At 67.5% G+C, this 16,186-nt stretch carries 12 protein-coding genes and 3 pseudogenes; 7 read left to right on the top strand and 8 right to left on the bottom strand.

The genetic code is table 11. The features are described 5' to 3' along the window. The first annotated feature begins 1 nt into the window (after position 1). The 4 genes from ACLLJJ_RS00795 to ACLLJJ_RS00780 all read left to right on the top strand — a co-directional run bounded on the left by ACLLJJ_RS00795 (position 2) and on the right by ACLLJJ_RS00780 (position 6,251). The gene (locus tag ACLLJJ_RS00795; protein ID WP_434600681.1) at positions 2 to 433 is read left to right on the top strand and encodes a hypothetical protein; all 432 of its coding nucleotides are present in this window, start codon (positions 2 to 4) and stop codon (positions 431 to 433) included. A 99-nt stretch (positions 434 to 532) separates the two neighbouring features. Further along, complete coding sequence (locus ACLLJJ_RS00790; protein WP_434587322.1) at positions 533 to 4,243, top strand: TIR domain-containing protein; 3,711 nt, start codon at positions 533 to 535, stop codon at positions 4,241 to 4,243. 60 nt (positions 4,244 to 4,303) lie between these two features. Beyond that, positions 4,304 to 5,170, top strand: coding sequence for a DUF4231 domain-containing protein (locus tag ACLLJJ_RS00785; protein ID WP_434587321.1), 867 nt, complete (start codon positions 4,304 to 4,306; stop codon positions 5,168 to 5,170). Between the two features lie 901 nt (positions 5,171 to 6,071). Continuing rightward, entirely contained in the window at positions 6,072 to 6,251 is a 180-nt protein-coding gene (locus ACLLJJ_RS00780; protein ID WP_434587320.1) for a hypothetical protein, read from the top strand. A 1,955-nt stretch (positions 6,252 to 8,206) separates the two neighbouring features. Here the strand turns inward: ACLLJJ_RS00780 and ACLLJJ_RS00775 are convergent. After that, a complete protein-coding gene (locus ACLLJJ_RS00775; protein WP_434587319.1) occupies positions 8,207 to 8,578 on the bottom strand; it encodes an STAS domain-containing protein in 372 nt (123 codons plus the stop codon). A 349-nt stretch (positions 8,579 to 8,927) separates the two neighbouring features. On the opposite strand from ACLLJJ_RS00775, the gene ACLLJJ_RS00770 reads away from it, so the two are divergent. Continuing rightward, positions 8,928 to 9,059: a hypothetical protein gene (locus tag ACLLJJ_RS00770; RefSeq protein WP_434587318.1), complete on the top strand. Its 132-nt coding sequence runs from the start codon at positions 8,928 to 8,930 to the stop codon at positions 9,057 to 9,059. Positions 9,060 to 9,139: 80 nt separating this feature from the next. Here the strand turns inward: ACLLJJ_RS00770 and ACLLJJ_RS00765 are convergent, their stop codons facing one another. The 7 genes and pseudogenes from ACLLJJ_RS00765 to ACLLJJ_RS00735 all read right to left on the bottom strand — a co-directional run bounded on the left by ACLLJJ_RS00765 (position 9,140) and on the right by ACLLJJ_RS00735 (position 14,138). Further along, positions 9,140 to 10,300: an oxygenase MpaB family protein gene (locus tag ACLLJJ_RS00765; protein WP_434587316.1), complete on the bottom strand. Its 1,161-nt coding sequence runs from the start codon at positions 10,298 to 10,300 to the stop codon at positions 9,140 to 9,142. 83 nt (positions 10,301 to 10,383) lie between these two features. Next, a complete protein-coding gene (locus tag ACLLJJ_RS00760) occupies positions 10,384 to 11,439 on the bottom strand; it encodes a polyprenyl synthetase family protein (protein ID WP_434587314.1) in 1,056 nt (351 codons plus the stop codon). Beyond that, a complete protein-coding gene (locus ACLLJJ_RS00755) occupies positions 11,429 to 11,707 on the bottom strand; it encodes a polyprenyl synthetase (RefSeq protein ID WP_434587312.1) in 279 nt (92 codons plus the stop codon). Before ACLLJJ_RS00755 ends, ACLLJJ_RS00760 begins: the two co-directional genes overlap by 11 nt. Before the next feature lie 338 nt (positions 11,708 to 12,045). Further along, a pseudogene (locus ACLLJJ_RS00750) lies at positions 12,046 to 12,168 on the bottom strand (carbohydrate ABC transporter permease); the annotation flags it as partial. Between the two features lie 368 nt (positions 12,169 to 12,536). After that, positions 12,537 to 13,505, bottom strand: coding sequence for a carbohydrate ABC transporter permease (locus tag ACLLJJ_RS00745; RefSeq protein ID WP_434587310.1), 969 nt, complete (start codon positions 13,503 to 13,505; stop codon positions 12,537 to 12,539). Then, positions 13,502 to 13,642 carry a hypothetical protein gene (locus tag ACLLJJ_RS00740; RefSeq protein ID WP_434587308.1) on the bottom strand — a complete coding sequence of 47 codons (141 nt, stop codon included), beginning with the start codon at positions 13,640 to 13,642 and terminating at the stop codon, positions 13,502 to 13,504. Before ACLLJJ_RS00740 ends, ACLLJJ_RS00745 begins: the two co-directional genes overlap by 4 nt. 217 nt (positions 13,643 to 13,859) lie before the next feature. After that, positions 13,860 to 14,138: an ATP-binding protein gene (locus ACLLJJ_RS00735; protein ID WP_434587306.1), complete on the bottom strand. Its 279-nt coding sequence runs from the start codon at positions 14,136 to 14,138 to the stop codon at positions 13,860 to 13,862. Between the two features lie 225 nt (positions 14,139 to 14,363). On the opposite strand from ACLLJJ_RS00735, the pseudogene ACLLJJ_RS00730 reads away from it, so the two are divergent. Together ACLLJJ_RS00730 and ACLLJJ_RS00725 are read left to right on the top strand one after the other, a co-directional pair. Next, a pseudogene (locus tag ACLLJJ_RS00730) lies at positions 14,364 to 15,032 on the top strand (carbohydrate ABC transporter permease); the annotation flags it as partial. Further along, positions 14,962 to 16,170: pseudogene (locus tag ACLLJJ_RS00725) on the top strand (RICIN domain-containing protein); the annotation flags it as partial. The pseudogenes ACLLJJ_RS00730 and ACLLJJ_RS00725, both read left to right, overlap by 71 nt. Positions 16,171 to 16,186 lie beyond the last annotated feature (16 nt).

The following is a 16,186-nucleotide window of genomic DNA, read 5'->3' as shown; positions in this document are numbered from 1 at the left end:
AGTGCCCACCGCCTTCGACGACGTGCTCCGCCTTCTGAGATTCCAAGACCTGCTGGCCGACCTCGACGCCGCGGCGGCCGAGCAAGCACGCACCCGGCTTCGCGCCACCCTCGCAGCCCACGACACCGGCGGAGGCGTGTACTTCGACTCGGGCCTGGATCATCACAGCCCGCCGCCACTGACCACCACGCCCGAACGCGAAGACCCGCAGCCGGCGACCAAGATCAAGTATTGGGGAACCGACGCGGGACTTCGACCTTTGTGGCGGTTCGTCTCACCTCAGCCGAATGGCGAGGGGCGCCGGCTCTTGGCACCCAGATCACTGTGTGCGACGTATGACACCCCCGCCAATCCGTGCCGCTTTCACCGCGCCCCGTGCGTCCAGCTCGGGCGCGAGGCGCGACTCTCCGAGTCGCACGCGATCGCGAACTGAAATCAGCCAATATTCGGCGGCATCGGCAATTCTCGCCCGGATCAGCACGATCTACGGTCTGCTCCCCTCAGGCAGTACGTGACTCACGGGGGTGGGGCTGTGACAAAGGCGACCAAGGACGACATCGGTCGGCGCAGACGCTTGTGGTGGCTGTTCAACTGCATCATCGCGTGGGCGCTGTGCTATCCGTTCGTCGGTCCCTGGGCCGCCCTCGCCGGTCTGGTTGTGCCCGCGGCGGCCTTCGTCCGCTGTATCCCCCTGCGGATGTACCGGCTGCCGCGAGGAGTCGCCACCTCCGAGCAGCGCGTGCTCTGGTCGTGGCGGGCTCTGGCAGATCCCGAGCGCATCCTGTTCATGGTGTGCGCGGGATCGCTGTGCACCGGCGCCTTGTGGCTCGCCCAACCCATGGTGCCCACATCGGTGTACTGGATCGCCCAATTCATCATCGCGCAGCAGCTGCTGCTGTGGGTGGGGGCACTCACCGTGGTGCCCGCAGGGCGTCTATGGGATCCCGCCCAGGACGCGGTCACGCCCGCCCGCCGCCCAGAGCTGTTCATCGTCTTGTGCGCACTGGCAGGCGCCACCGTGTATGGCACGGCAGCCTGGTGCGCACGGCAGTGGGCATTGCCGATCGGGCGGCGCACCGGGTCGCTCCGGCCGGAACTCCACCGCCTGGAGGAGGGTGTTCGGTGGCTGGACCAACAGATCGCCGACAGCCTGTTCGCAGTGTCGTTGCCGCACGCGTACTGGCCGCTTCTGGCCGCCGGCGCCGGCTTGATCGCCGGCGGCGCGGCTGCCGCCGCCCGGGAGCATGCGCTGCGCGCGGCGAGCGCCGGCCGGCTCTTCGAGGAACTCGCCGAGGCCCAGGAGGAGGGGCCCACGGCTGTCAGGATCGGGAAGGTGTTCGTCAGCTACTCCCGACGTGACAGTGCCTTCGCCGAGCAGCTCCGCGGGCGACTGGCCACTCGGGTCCGCGAGGTGTGGGTGGACTGGCTGAGCATCGAACCGTCGACCCAGTGGCGGGAGAGTATCGACGACGCCATTCAAGGCTCCGACGCCGTGGTGGTGCTGCTCAGCAGGGACGCGCTCCGGTCGAAGTACTGCTGGTCCGAATGCGAGCGCGCCATCGAGCTGGGTAAGCGAATACTGCCCGTGGTCATTGACGCGGAGCTGGAGCAGGGTGCCAGCGCGGCGCTCCGGGCCGAGGGGTGGGACGCACTGACCGGCTATCACTTTCTGCGGATGAGCCGCCCGGACCAGTTCGATTCCGGCGTGGAGCGCATCCACTCCTTCGTCGAGAGCCGCTACCGCTGGACCGCCTTCCACACCCGGATCGGTGTACGTGCCCATGAATGGCACAGCAGCGGCCGTAGTGGAGGTCTGCTGCTGCGCGGGCACGAGCTGGTCGTCGCGCAGGCGTGGCGGCGTCGCGCACCGGCGGCCGACGAGCAGTACCACGCGGCAATGACCGACATTCAGACGGACTTCTTGGAGGCGAGCCGGGCAGCGGCACGCCGACGCGGTGCCCGCCTGCGTATTGGGGCCACAGCCACCAGCCTTGCCCTTGCGGCCCTCGCCTCCTTGGTGGTCGCCGGCGAGGAGGCAACCATGGCCCAGCGGCGCGAGGCCGATTCGCGTCGGCTGGCCGCGGCTGCCAACGAGCGTGCGGCCGGCGACGTGCGTCAAGCAGCCTTGCTGAGCGCCGCTGCTTTCCACCAGTCGGACTCGGCAGAAGCGCGCGAGTCGATGTTTCGCCAGCTCACCAGGTTCAACGAGACGCGCGGTGTAATTCCAGCAAGGAAATCGCCGATTTCGGACATGGTGCTGAGCCAGGACGAGAAGGTGCTCGTTATGTGGCGCACCGACGAAACGGTCGAAGTCTGGGACACCACTGCCATGCGCTCGCGGGGAACGGTCCCCGGCAAACGGATGTCCAGCGCCGCCGGCGGCGACCTCAGCGCCAATGGCCGCACGCTCGGCATACTGCGCAAGGGCATCGCAGTCCTCATCGACACCCGCACAATGAAAGAACTCCATCGGGCCGACCTTCGGCCTTTCGGAACCACCGGAGTCTTCAGCACCGCCGACCTGAGCAGAGACGGTAAGACGCTCATGCTCAATCCCGCCCCCGTCCACGATGCGGAGAACTTCGTCCACCTGTGGGATGTGGCCTCGGGGAAGGTAACCAGAGAGGTGCCGGGGGACGACCTGGTGGGCGGTGCGTACGGCAGGGCGGTTCAAACCATGGGCGGCGACGACGCACCCAGCACGATCCGGGACATGGCCGACCCGAAACGCATGACGACATTGCCACGCGGTGTGAAGCTAGTCGGCATGGCGGAGTCCGGCGCCCCCGTCGTGATCCAAAGCGGGACTGTCAAAGTCCTTGCCGCCGCGCGCAAGCCGCCCTGGACTGTGGGAAGCGGCCTCAGATCCGAAGTGATGACGCCCGACGGCCGCTTCCTCGCTGTCGCGCGAACCGCCGAACCGGGCCAGTACGACATGTGGGACCTGCGTGCCCGCAAACGGATCGGCCGAGTCAACTCCCCTGAATACGTAGGCGAGTACGGCCCACGGCTCATCCTCAGCGACGACGGAAGCCGACTGGCCCTGGGCGGCACATCCTTCGACATCTACCAAGAGACCTCCCAATACACCGTCTACAACACACGCACCGGACGGAAGGAAGCCGACCTGCCAGGGCATGTGACCGCGCTCGGCCCACACGGACGCCTCATGGCCGGAGCAACCTCCAGCGGCACAGTGACGCTGTGGGACCGCGGACCGGCAAGAAGCCTCCTCTCCCGGTACAAGACCCCCGTCCCGGTCGCCCCACGCATCGCAGTCGCCGCCCACGCCGGTACGGCGGCCGTCCTCGGCACCGACGGCACGGCACGGCTGTTACGACGGTCGGACGGTCGACTCATGCAGACGATGCGCCTGAGCGCACCGGCAGCCGAGCCGGCTCTCTCTCCCGACGGGACGCTGCTTGCGGTGGCGGAAGCCAGCGGGCAGATGTATGAACGCCAGGCGTACGTCGAGGTGTTCGACACAGCGAGTGGGCGCCGCGTGAAGCGCCTGACAGGCGGGGGGATCGGCTCGCCTCGCATTCTCCCCACCGCCCTCCAGTTCTCCCCGGACGGAACGCGGCTGTACCTGGGCGAACAGAACGGTGTGTCTGTCTACGAATGGCACACTGACACCTGGCGGCCCGGCCACCGCTTCGGCCCTGACTTCGCCACCGGGTACGTGTCGTACACCGCGGTGAGCCCAGATGGTTCGATGCTCGCGGTCGGCGGCGGCCAGAAGAAAGTCCAACTCTGGGACACGGCCACCGGAAAGAGGTTTGGCAAGGCCATCCCGGGCGCAGTGGCGGTGGGCTTCCGCCCTGACGGCCTGCTCGTCACGGGAGGCGTCGGCAGAGGTGACCCCGCCCTACGCCTGTGGGAGCCACGAGGCCAACGCCTCCTCTCGTCCGGTCCCGATGCCGGCGAGCGAACGTTGGGACTCGCTGTCAGCCCCGACGGCCAGACAGTGGCGTCCGTAACGGGCGACCGCCGCGTTCTGCTCTGGGGCCCGGACCTCGAACGGAACATCCCCATCAAGAACGTGCAGGTCCCGGACGGCGGCGCCATGGCGTTCACCGGGCAGGGAGACAAACTGGTCATCACGCAGCCCGGTGAGTTCCTCTCGCTGCTCGTGGGTCCGCGCCGCTGGCTGTCGGCACTGTGCCGGATCGCCGGCGGGCCGATGACAGCAGCCCAATGGCAGACTGCGGCACCGGGCGAGCGCTACCAGCGGATCTGCTGAAGGGCGTTGCACTGCGAATCATGCGCTCTGCACAATTTACATATGAGTCAACTCAGGTCTGTGTCAGCAGAGATGGCCGTCTGGGACGAGCAGAACATCTGGTCCCAGGCGGCCAACAATCTCAAAAAGAAAATCGGCCGGGCACGCACGGCATCACTGCTGCTGGGAATCTTAGCGGCCACTCTTGGCACCGCAGCCGCCCAGACCATGAACTGGAACGACACGGTCGGCAAAGGCGCCGCCTTCGCGTCCGCAGTCGCGACAGGAATGATTCCTGTCCTCGCCGCCCGCCTGGGAACGGCCTCCGTCGAGTGCTGGACCCGGCTGCGCTCGGTGAGCGAAGCCATGAAGAACGAGGTCTATGCCTTTCTCGCCGGAGTGACCCCCTACCGCACGCCGGAGGCCCGATCCGTGCTGACCGGAAGGATCGACCGGCTGAGGGACGACGCCTCCGACCTCCTGCCGTACACCGTCGGAATCGACCCGCTCCGCCGCGAACTCCCGGCAGTCACGGACGTCGCGTCCTATGCGGAAATCCGCGTGAAAGGGCAGATATCCGGCTACTACAGACCGAAGGCGGCTTGGCTGTGTCGCCGTGTGACGAACGCGCGCCAAGTACAGCTCGCGCTGGGCATCCTGGGCACCATCCTTGGCGCACTGGCGGGAACCTTCAGTCTGGAGCAGGCTGCGGCCTGGGTGGCCGTCGTGGCCACCGTGGGCGCAGCGATCAGCGTGCACGCTCTGGCAGCGAAGTACGAGTACCAGTACATCGAGTTCACCCGCACGGCTGCCGAGCTGCAACGCCTACTCACTCAGCGCGGCCCGTCACCCGAAGGGCGCCAGGGGGAAGACGACTTCGTCAACCAATGTGAGCAGGTCATCTCGATCCTCAACGACACGTGGATGGCGAAATGGGGCACCGAATAAGCCGCATCGCGGGCGACGGTCCCGCAGGTGCTCGGGGTGCGGCATCGACCGTAGCTGCGGGAGCCGGCACGGGAAGCGACCCGTCTCGTAGAGATGGATCCGAACGGGAGCGGGACGGCCTGAGAGACGAGACGCGCCGAGGCCGTCGGGTTCACTCGGTCGGCGCCAGCGTCACAAGCAGTCGGGGGAGCCCGGGCCGTTCTTCCCTCCACGCAGCTGTGGCTGGAAGGGCCCCACCCGCCGGCTGTTGCCTCTGTGTGCCGGTCGGCGGGCAACGAGGACTACGACCTGTCGGCCCGCCGTGTCTTCTTCTGGGCGGTCGCCCGTTGTCAGGGTCTGGGAGGGCGAACGACCTGTCCGACTGCGGGGTTGAGGCAGACGACTGTCGCAAACTGTAGCGACTGGGCGCCGCTCCTGAACAGACCGTAACTAGCCCGGTGGGGGCGCGGGTTCATTCTCACCGAAGGAGATCACATGTTGCCGGCGGGATCCCTGCTGGCGATGAGGGCGTATCGGCCCAGGACCAGCTTCCCTGCGATGAGGCGGGGGAGGGGCATGGTGTCGGCGGTGCGACCGCGGGCTGGGCCTGGGGCAACGCTGGCGATGTGGCGGTCGGCCGTAGCTGGTGGAAGTGGCCGTACTGCATTGGCAGTTCACTGAAGCAAGGGCGCTGCATGGGAGGCCTCCTGCTGGGCGGACCCTGGAGGCGCGCGCGGAGTTCAGCCAGATTCCTCATCAGTGCGGCGCCGGGGCGCGGGATGTGGGCTGGGCAAGTGCTCTCCGGGGCGCGCCGGAGGGGAGAGTCTCGGCCCCGTCCAGTCATACCGGGGCTTTCTCCCGACGAAGGGAGGAAGCTTTCCTCACGGGCCGGTTCGGGCCCCGTGGCTCTTCGGGAGTCTCTATGAGGGCTTCGGATGGCCAGCGCAGAGAGATTGATGCCATCGTGCAGGCCGTCCAGGACGGGCACGAGTGGCGCGTCGATCTGTTGCTGGACCGGTTTGTCCTGGGTGCCGACCTCCCCGCGCTGCTTGCCCTGCGGGAGGCATTGGAAAAGGCCGCGCCGGGTCGGCAGTGCCACTGACCGACCGGCGCCGGGACTTCGGGCGAGGCGCCGAGCACCCGGCTGTCGAGGTGAGTCATTTGCCCTGCTCCTGGCCCTGGTTGGCGAGGTTGATCACGGTTGGCCGAGACGACCAGAGCAGCGGCAGGGGGTGGCCGAACTGCTCGACGTATTGGGCGGGGTTGTGGTGAGCTGCTCTCTCCTGTGGCTGGATGTTGCATCATGCGCGGGCAGCCGTCATCTGATCAGCTTGGGGACTGCAATGCGGAAGCGGCCCGGAAGGACGCCGCCGCACCCTGGAAGGTGAAGCAGTGACGTTTCCCAAAGGCGCGTACGTCGTTGACAGGCGCTCCGGTCGCATCGGTATGGTCACGGGCCATGTCGGGGCCAACATGCAACTCTGTCCGCCCGACGGAGGCTGTGAGTGGGACTGTCCGCCGAATGAAGTCCGGAACGTGACACCGGACGAGAGGCTGCGCGCAAGAGTCGCAGGAGTCAATGCCCGTAGCAGCCGACCGAGATGAGCGAAAAACTGGCCAACGGGTTGCTGAATCGGGTGATTGAGCCGGATTGCGAGCGAACGCCCGGGAGTCCGGCCTGGCCGGGGAGGGCTTCCCTGATGGGGATCGTTGATTCTGGCTCTGCCCGGAGTTTCGTGAGTCTCGTGGAAGGTTGAGTAATTAGGGTGCTGAGGAGTTGGACGGACGTTCGGCCATGGATGGCCAGGTGAGGGTGAGTTCTGCGGTGACCGTGTGGAGGTCTCGGCAGAGGAAGTCGGCGAACCCGCTCACGCGCTTGGGTGCGTTCTGCTCGGCCTGGCAGATCCACTCGCGCGGAAGTGCCCGCGCTGGTTGCGGGAAGGGTGGGTGAAGGTGCGAGCGAGGTCTCAGGCCGGGGCGACGTCGGGCGCCGGTGAGTCGGCCTCTGAGGAGTCGCTCCTGCCGACTGTCGATCAGGGCTTCGCGGGGCCGCATGATCCAGTAGGTGATTTCGCGGGGCCCGGTTGTCCCGGCCGGGACAGGCCCGGACAGCCCGGACAGGTTCGGCCGTGTGGCCCGCAGAGCCGCGGGGTGCAGGCGGTGGGTCTGGAGGCTGCCCTGGAAGCCGCGCTCGCGGATCTCCAGGAGCGGTCGGCTGTCGGCAGCCTGGCCGGAGGCGCTGCCCAGGCGGGAGCTGGGACAGGGCTCGAACGACTCAGAGGGCCCTTCGGTCCCTGGTCGTGGGCGGAGGCCAGTAGTTGGTCGAGTCCGGTGTCACGACACCGTCGCACGCCTCGTAATCCAAGTTCGGCCTCCGGCAAATGGTGCGACCCGCGCTCTGCACCGGTCAGCCCCTCCCGCGCGCCCGAGGACGCCGGTGCCTGTGGAGGAGCGTTCGCGGTTCGATCCGTTCTTGGCGCTGCTGTCTGGGCAATCCTTGATGGAACCGGTGGCGCCGCCGGACGGAGCCACCGGTCCCTCCCAGGATGCCGACGCATTCCCGCGGCCCCGGCCTTCTGGTTGAGGCGGGGCCGACCGTGGAGGGGAGATCGAACGCGGCCGGAACCGCCTACTCCAAGAGTCCTCCGGTACCGGCACCGAATCGGATCCCGCCCAGGCGCATTTTCTCTACGCCCCGAACCGTCTGTATGTGGCCAGTCCTGCAGAAGGGACTGAACACTCGGCGCCCGCACCGGAGTCCTGGCAGAGCCGTTCTTCATACAGCTCCCATTGCGTTCGTGCGGTGTGGGGCGCCCCTGGCGCTCCCTCTGCCGCATGGTTGAGCACGCTCGCCAGAGAGTGTTTCGCGGTGACTCCAGGAGTCGCGATCCGACTGGGATTGCGGTGTCGGTTGTCTTGCTGCCGGTAGGGGGTCGGCGATGAAAATGAGGAGAGTGCTCTGCCCATTGGAGGCGCTGATGGATGACAGCCGCCGATATTGACGCATTCCTGCACCTGTGTCGGAGGCTGCTACCAGCAGGAGCCTTCAGCGTGGGGTCAAGCTTCAGTTGTCGGGGGCGCCGGGCTTCCGGCCCGGGCGTCCTTGGCGCTCGCGTATCGCGGAAATCGCAGCGTTGCGTCGTGGAAGGCCAGTAGTCGGCCGATCGAGGGCTGGTCGTAGACCAGGCGCAGCCCGCAGCCGGCCTGCTCGTACCGGTCCTGCGCGGTACAGAGCTCACGCACCGCGGTGCTGTCCATGAAGAGCACCTGGCTCAAATCGACGATGAGCCAGGCATCCCCCGCCTGGCGGCAGGTTCCACTCTGCTGCGGAAAGGAACCTCGGGATGGGAACGCCTGACTGGCCCGGAGAGGTAGTCGCAAGATAAGGGCAATCGGATGATGGGTGTACGTAATTGCCCAAATTTGCATGATCGGCAGTTTTCGATCACTCGACTCCCACAGGTGCTGCGGCAGTCAGCCGGAGGATCAGCAGCAACGAAGGAGATGTCGCTTCGCGGCCGCGCGGTATGCGCCTTGCGGGTTCTCTGGAGTTGCCCGGGTGACGGAATTATCACGAGCCATTGGGTGGCCGTTGCCTGCACGTGGCACGCGCGTTGGTCTCACCGTGGATGCTGTGGATGCTGTGGATGCTGTGGATGCTGTGGACGACAGGGCGCCTGTGATCTTCCCCCGACAGGCAGGCGCGTTTTGGTCGGGCCTTGAGGGCGATGACTGCCCATGGTGCTGCGCGCTCCTGACCTCGGGTAAGGCGGGGGCCGTGCCGACGCGCAGCGTCGCTCGTACGGCTGGGGGCATCGCGGCAGCTGCCATGCAGCGGGCCAGGGCGGTGATGCTGCTGATTGCGGGGATCACCGTGGGGTCCGCCCTGCTCGCCGTCGTCTTCACCTGACGGGGGGGCTCTCTCCTCAGATGTCGATGCCGGCAGACTCCCGCCGCTGTCCCGGACCGTTCGGCCCGCAATCGCCTTCATCAAGAGACGGTGGCGGCTGGCGGAGTCCAAGGATGGATGCGGGGCCCCGCGTCGGAGATGCCGTAGTCCTTCTTCAGCGTGTCGGGGATGGCGTAGTGCATGACGCGTCCGCGTGTGAGGGAGGACAGCTCGAAGATGGTGGTGAGGTGGCCGATACGGTCCAGGGCCCAAGCGCCGAGAGGGGAGCGGTCCTCGATGGTCTCCAGGACGCCGAGGAGGTGCGGGACGGCCTTGACGACGGTGTCCCACGGGGTGCGGGGCACGTCGAGCCAGGTGGCGCAGGTGTCGCCGATGAGATGGCGGATGAGGGCGGAAACAATCGGGTCGAAGAAGGTGCCGGGCACCAACTCCTCGTAAAGGTCGATGAGTTGTCGGGTCAGGTGCGCGCCCTCCTTTGAAGGCCCCATGTGCCGGACCAAGTACAGGTCGAGGTATTGGCGGGCTTCGTCGAGGGTCTTGGGGGCGGAGTTCTGGTCGACGCCGAGCATGGCACCGACAACGCGCCAGACGTAGTAGTAGGCTTCCGCGCCTTCCGTCGACATGTGGATGCCGAGGCGGTGCAGACTGTCCAGCACGAGCAGCGAGAAGAACATCTGCCCACCGATCAAGTCCTCCTGGCAGATCGGCGTTCCGTGGGCCTCGACGTCCCAGCGGTTCTCGCGGGTGAGGTGGTGGCGGATGGAGGCGTGCAGGAGACGGACCTTCTGGGCGGCGGGGATGAAGCGGCTGCCGGCCTCGAAGGCGTCGGGCTGCATCAGGTAGACGGTGAACTGGCCGGTCTCCGCCATTCGTTTGGAGGGGTACTTCAGCCCGTGCGTGGTCGACAGAAGTTTCGCCACGTGTGGCACGACGTAGCACGCGGGCATGGAGGCGAAGGACAGCGCCGTGGAGATGTGCACGTTGTTGTCGATGAAGAACAGCCGGGCCTTCTCCATCTCCGCCCAGTCGACCCACGCCGGCGGGACGCGTGTCGCGTCGAGGTACTCGCGCGCGACGTCGGGCAGCCCCTCCGGCAGAGGAGCGCCGGCGGTGGAGACGTAACGCATCAGGGCGTTGAATTTTGCCACCTCGCCGCGTTCGAAGAGTGTGGCGACGGTGGCGTCGGCGAGTTCGTCACCGGACTGTCGCAGGGCGTCCATCGATGCCTCGGTGTAGGTCATGGCAGGGCTCCTTCTTCCATCGGGGTGTCTGGGGCAGGGGGCGGCCGGGCAGGGCACGCTGCTGTGTCGCCCCGGCGCGCGAGTCAGGACCGGCGGACCGTCACTGAATGTGTCAGCGCGGTCAGCGCGCCGACGGCGTGCGCCGGTACATCCAGCTCGTGGAGGGCCTGGAGACTTTCCTCGACGCGGGCGCCGATCATGTCCTCGATGCGGTCGGGTGTCCCCAGTCGGCGCATCAACTCGCGGACAGCATCCAGGCCCTGTCCGTCCGGGTCGTCCCGGCCCAGCAGGGCGCTCAGCGACTCTCGCTCGCCGTCGTCGGCGAGCCGCCACGTCTCTGCCAGCAGAGCCGTGGGCCGCCGGCCGCGCACGTCGTCAGTGTTCGCCTTGCCGGTGTGTTCCGGATCTCCGAACAGGCCGAGCAGGTCGTCCCGAAGCTGGAACGCCTCGCCCAGTGGCAGCCCGTACGCGGAATAACCCTCGCGCAGCCGCGCGCCCGCCCCGGCCAGGGCGCCCCCGATCAGCAGGGGTTGCTCGACGGTGTACTTGGCGGTCTTGTAGCGGATCACCTTCAGCGAGGCCGTGGTGTCCGGACGGTCTCCGGTACGGAGGAGCTCCAGGCATTCGCCGGCGATCAGCTCCCGGGCCATCACCGACCACAACGGGCGGGCCCGGGCGAGGTACGCGGCGGGAAGACCGCTGGCGGCGAACAGCTGCCCGGCCAGCGCCATCAGCAGGTCTCCTACCAGCATGGCCAACGACCGCGCGGTGGCGTCGGCGTCCGGGCGCCGCGCCACAGCACCACGCAGATCGACGTGGGCTGTCGGCCGCCCGTGCCGCAGCGGGCTGTCGTCGATGAGGTCGTCGTGCACGACCGCGGCGGCGTGCACCAGTTCCATGGAGGCCGCCGCCCGCACCAACGCGTCGCTGTCCGGCTGCCCCACCGCCCGCCACCCCCAGTAGCAGAACGCCGCCCGCAGCCGCTTGCCCTCCGCGACCGCGGCCTCCAACTGCTCGGCCACCGCGCCCAGAATCGGATCGATCGCCGTGAACTCGTCGGCCTCCTGAGCGACGAACCGGTGCAGTACCTCGTCGACGCGGGCCTTGAACGCTGCCGGCTCCCACCGGTCAGCCGTCACTGATGGCCTTTCGAGCCAGGGTGTGCTGGGCAAGGATCTCCAAGTGGGCCGATGGCACGGCCGCGTACCGGTCCAGCACCAGGCGCCCACGTGCCATGAGGTCGTGCTCGGTCTCCGCTGCCAGCTCCGCGGCATCGGAGCGGCGCAACAACCCGCGCACCGCCCCCAGAGCCGAGCCGATCGTGCTCACCGTCAGATCGGCCAGCCCGGCCGCCAGCAGCAGTGCCTGCCCGTCCAGGCCCCCGCGTCGTCCCGCTTCTTGCGTCATGCCATCTCCCCGCCCGCCGCATATCCGGACGGCGTCGGTCACACACCGTCCTTCTGAGCATCGCTTCACACCGGGGGCGAGAGCGGCGGAACTCACGATGGAGTGATCACATAGCTCGTCCGTGCGAATCGCGACTGTCGCGTCCTGTACGACCGTTCCTCGTTACTGCCCCGTGTCGGGTGCCCTGCGGGCTTGGGGGCGCGGTAGGCTTGGAGCAGCGCCCACTCTGGCGAGGGCGGGCGTCAGCGGCTCTGCCGGGACCGCCGGAGAGAAGAAGTACGGGGGACGGGCCGGCCACCGCCCTGGGCCCGGACGACACCGCGGCCTCGCGCCGCGGGCTACTTCACAGCGCCCGCCGTCAGCCCCGACTTCCACAAGCGCTGCAGCAAGACGAACGCGATGACCAGCGGCAGGAGTGCCAGCAGGGAACCGATCACCATCAGCGGGTAGTAGTCCGGAACAATGGGTGCGGCCGCGTTGTAGCCGGCCGAGACGCTGACGATCGCGCCAAGGGCGGCGCCCCCCACCGCGTACAGGAGGCTGTTGCCGTACCAGCGCAGGAAGATTCCGTCCCCTTCCGCCATCAGTGCCCGGATGTTGTCCAGCAGGGCGAAGTTCGACGGGTCGAAGAAGTCGGAGGCGAACAGCGCCTGTTGGTCGGCGGTCGAGGCCATGAGCAGCCACACCAGCGGCAGCAGCGCGTACAGGACGCTGACGGCCACGAGCAGGTTCGCCGCGGTCCGGCTCGACCAACGGCCGCCAACCACCGGGCTCGTCGACGCCGACGGACGGCGCCGCGCGGAACGGTTGGCCTGCGAGCGGATCGTCGTCACGCTCTCACCTTCTTCGGACGTTCCGCCGTCAGTCGGGTGACGGCGAAGGACAGCAGGCAGCACACGATCAGCAGCAGAACGGAGGCGGCCGACGCGAGGCCGTAGTTGTTGCGGGTGAACGCTGCGTCGTAGATGTACATGTTCGGTGTGAACCGCGGGCCCACGAGCGGACTTGTCTTGCTCAGCAGTATCGGCTCGGTGAACAGCTGAAGCGCCCCGATCGTCGTGAAGATGACCACCGTGGTGACGGTGCCGCGGATCATCGGCACCTTGATCCGCAGCGCGGTGCGTACGGCCCCCGCGCCGTCCACGGCCGGTGCCTCGATCACGTCACCGGGTATCGCCCGCAACGCGGCGGAGAAGATCACCGTCGTGTAGCCGAGGCCGCTCCACATCGCGATGTTCACCAGCGAGGGCACCAGCATGTTCAGCGACAGGAAGTCGACCTTGATGGAGATGTCCTCCAGCGTCCCGAGCAAGAGGGAGATGCCGGGGTGTAGAGGTACAGCCAAATCACCGTGGCGATGATCCCGGGGACGGCGTGCGGCACGAAAGTACCGTCTGGTTGAACTGCCGGGCGCGAATCCACCCGAGTCGAACAGCAGGGCAAGGACCAGGGCGCCGACGACCACGGCCGGGACGAAGACCAGCGCGTACAGCAGCGTGATGAGCACGCCGCGGACGAATGACGGATCGTCCAGCACGGCCGCGTAGTTGCGCAGTCCGGCCCACGCCGTGTGCGCGTTGCCGAAGCCGAGCCCCGCGTGGGTGGTGGAGGAGAAGCTCAGGTAGATGGCGTACAGCGTCGGGAGGACGAAAACGACGAGCAGCAGGGCCAGGAAAGGGCCGAGCAGGACACCCACCGCGGTGCGCTGGGAGGAGCGTCCGGCCCGTCCGTTCCGGGTTCCCGTGTCGCGTCCAGTACGGGGGGTGGCGGCCGTCCTCGGCTGTGTGATCGCGCTCATGCCGTCCTCACCGAAAGTCCCAGGCTGCGCATGTCCGGCAGCGTCTCCGCCTGCGCCTGGCGCAGCGCGTCCGTGACGGTGGTTCCGTACTTCAGCCGGGCGAGCCCCTGGTGCAGGGAGGCCGCGGTCGCCTGCATGCGTGGGCCCCAGACCCAGCCGGTGCGCAGGATGTCCGACTGCTCGGTGAACAGCCCGTAGACGTCCTGACCCGAGTAGAAGTCCGGCTTGAACTGCTCCGAGGCGGGCCTGGTGAGGTCTGTGGCGGGCGGGGAAGAGGCTGGACTTGCCGCCGGAGAGGCGGGCGACGATGGCCTCGGGGGACGTGGTCAGCCACTCGATGAATTTCATCGCTCGTTACGCCGGCCGGGCAGCAGCGCCGAGCGGCCGGTACGGCAGGCCGGCCAGTGCGTCGATGACGGGCCTCAGCGGCGCCGGGTCCATCACGTCGGGACAGGCTCCGCGCAGGTGCGTCCACCCGGCACACTCTGCGGCGCCGAGTACCTCGTCCACCAGCCGGGACACGCCGGTGCCGGGTTCCCCTCGCACGACCACGAGGACCGACCCCTGCCGGAGCGCATTCCGTAGCCGCTGCGCCTCTTCGACCCGTCCGACGAAACCGGCTCCGTCGGTCACTTCCGCGCCGCATCGCGCACCGACAAATCGTCTCTCCACGGTTCTGCCTCCAGCCGACCACTCATTCCCGCAGCGCGCACCGGGATCCCGTCGACCGGGTCCTTTCCGCCGGTCGGACCGTGGCATCCGTTGGGCAGGTGGTCTACCTGCTGAACGCCCCAGTACGCAATAGGCGTCCATCACCTACCTAATGTCGGCCGTCACTTCACCCCCTGGCCATTTCCCGTAGCGACCCGTGTGGGCATCGCGCTACTCGTCGCGCTCGCCCTGGACAGCGGACGGCTGTACGGCAAGGACTTCTTCCGGATCGCGATCTTTCTCCCCTATGCGGTGCCCGCGCTGGTAGCCACCTTGATGTGGGGCTTCATGTACGGCACCCGCTTCGGTCTCGTGGACGACATCAACGACGCCTTCGGCGTCTCGCTGCCCGACCCACTCTCGCCCGACCTGGCCCTGGCGTCGATCGGCAACATCGTCACCTGGGAGTTCGTCGGCTACAACATGCTGATCTTCTACTCCGCGCTACGGGTGATTCCCAGCTCCCTGTACGAGGCCGCGCAGATCGACGGCGCCGGGCAGATCCGCGTAGTCACCGCCATCAAGCTCCCCGCGATCAGGGGCGCCCTCGTCATCGCGACGATCTTCTCCATCATCGGCAGCTTCCAGCTGTTCAACGAGCCGAGCATCCTGCAGAACCTGACGCCCAACGCCATCACCACCGACCACACCCCCAACTACTACACGTACTCCCTGTCCTTCTCCGGCAAGCAGCACAACTACTCCGCGACGGTCGCCATCGTCATGGGCCTGATCACCATGGTGATCGCCTATGGACGAGACCAACCCCAGCACCTTCGCGCAGAACTGGAACAGCTACCCGCAGGACGTGCGTGACCTCGTCGCCCGGATGAACGTCCATACCTACGGCACCACGGGCCGCACCACCGTGTGCGACCTGGCCAAGGCCGCGGGCAAACCGCTGTGGATGAGCGAGGTCGAAGGAGACTGGGGCGACGGCCAGGACTTCGAGGACATGTCGCCCGGCCTGGGACTCGCCCAGCTCATGGTCGACGACCTTCGTGAACTTGAGCCCCGGGCCTGGGTGTTCTGGCAGCCCGTCGAGGACTACGACAACATGAAGCCCGGCGGAGAGTCGGCCACGGGCGGCAACTGGGGCAGCATCCAGCTCCCGTTCAGCTGCACCTCCAAGGACACCCTCGCCAGCTGCCCCATCCGCACCAACACCAAGTTCGACACGGCCCGCAACTTCACCCACTACATCAAGCCCGGAGACCGGCTGATCAAGGTCGACGACACCTCAAGTGCCGCCGCGGTCTCTGGGAAGGGCGACGCGGCGACAGTCGTACACGTCAACAGCGCCACTGATGCCCGTAGGGTCACGGTGGACCTGTCCAAGTTCGGCCATGTCTCCCGCGACGCGACCATTACCCCCGTCGTGACCAGCGCCGAAGGCAAGCTCGAACGACACGCACCCATCGCGGTCACCGACCGCAGGGCCACATACGCGGTGCCCGCCGAGTCGGTCACCTCCTTCCTCGTGAAGGGAGTCTCCGGCGTGGCCAAGGACGCCGCCCTGCTGAAGAAGGGCCACACCTTCCGGCTGACCGGCGTCCAGAGTGGCAAGGCACTCACCACCGCCGACAACGGAACCAGCCTCATCATCAAGACGGCCGGCCCGGACGCAGCCGAGCCCGACCAGCAGTGGCGACTGCGGCAGATCAGCGGTGACACCGGTAACCGGAAGCGGTACGTGTTGACCAACCCGGCACAAGGGAAACGTCTGGCCGTCCGTGCCGGAACCCCGGTCCTTGAGCCCGACAATGGCCGCCGTGACGAGGCCACCCAGTGGGTCATGTCGACGACCGGTGACGGCACCTGGACCCTGGTCCATGCCGCGACCGGAAAGCTGCTGGAGGTCGGTGGCCAGGCCACGCAGGACGGTTCCGCAGTCACCCTGTGGAGCCCGAACTCAGGCCCCAACCAGCGCTGGAGGGTGTGTGTAGCGAACGGTGGAACTCGGTTGGTTG

Source organism: Streptomyces sp. A5-4, assembly GCF_051131715.1.
Lineage (GTDB): Bacteria > Actinomycetota > Actinomycetes > Streptomycetales > Streptomycetaceae > Streptomyces.
The sequence above is the reverse complement of the archived record's forward strand: the minus strand, read 5'-3'. Positions and strand labels throughout refer to the sequence as shown.

Bases quoted from the DNA above. Each gene is read 5' to 3' on its own strand.
- ACLLJJ_RS00765 (WP_434587316.1), bottom strand. From the start codon at position 10,300: ATGACCTACACCGAGGCATCGATGGACGCCCTGCGACAGTCCGGTGAC.
- ACLLJJ_RS00745 (WP_434587310.1), bottom strand. From the start codon at position 13,505: ATGAGCGCGATCACACAGCCGAGGACGGCCGCCACCCCCCGTACTGGA.
- ACLLJJ_RS00755 (WP_434587312.1), bottom strand. From the start codon at position 11,707: ATGACGCAAGAAGCGGGACGACGCGGGGGCCTGGACGGGCAGGCACTG.
- ACLLJJ_RS00775 (WP_434587319.1), bottom strand. From the start codon at position 8,578: ATGCAAATTTGGGCAATTACGTACACCCATCATCCGATTGCCCTTATC.
- ACLLJJ_RS00780 (WP_434587320.1), top strand. From the start codon at position 6,072: ATGAGGGCTTCGGATGGCCAGCGCAGAGAGATTGATGCCATCGTGCAG.
- ACLLJJ_RS00740 (WP_434587308.1), bottom strand. From the start codon at position 13,642: ATGCAGGCGACCGCGGCCTCCCTGCACCAGGGGCTCGCCCGGCTGAAG.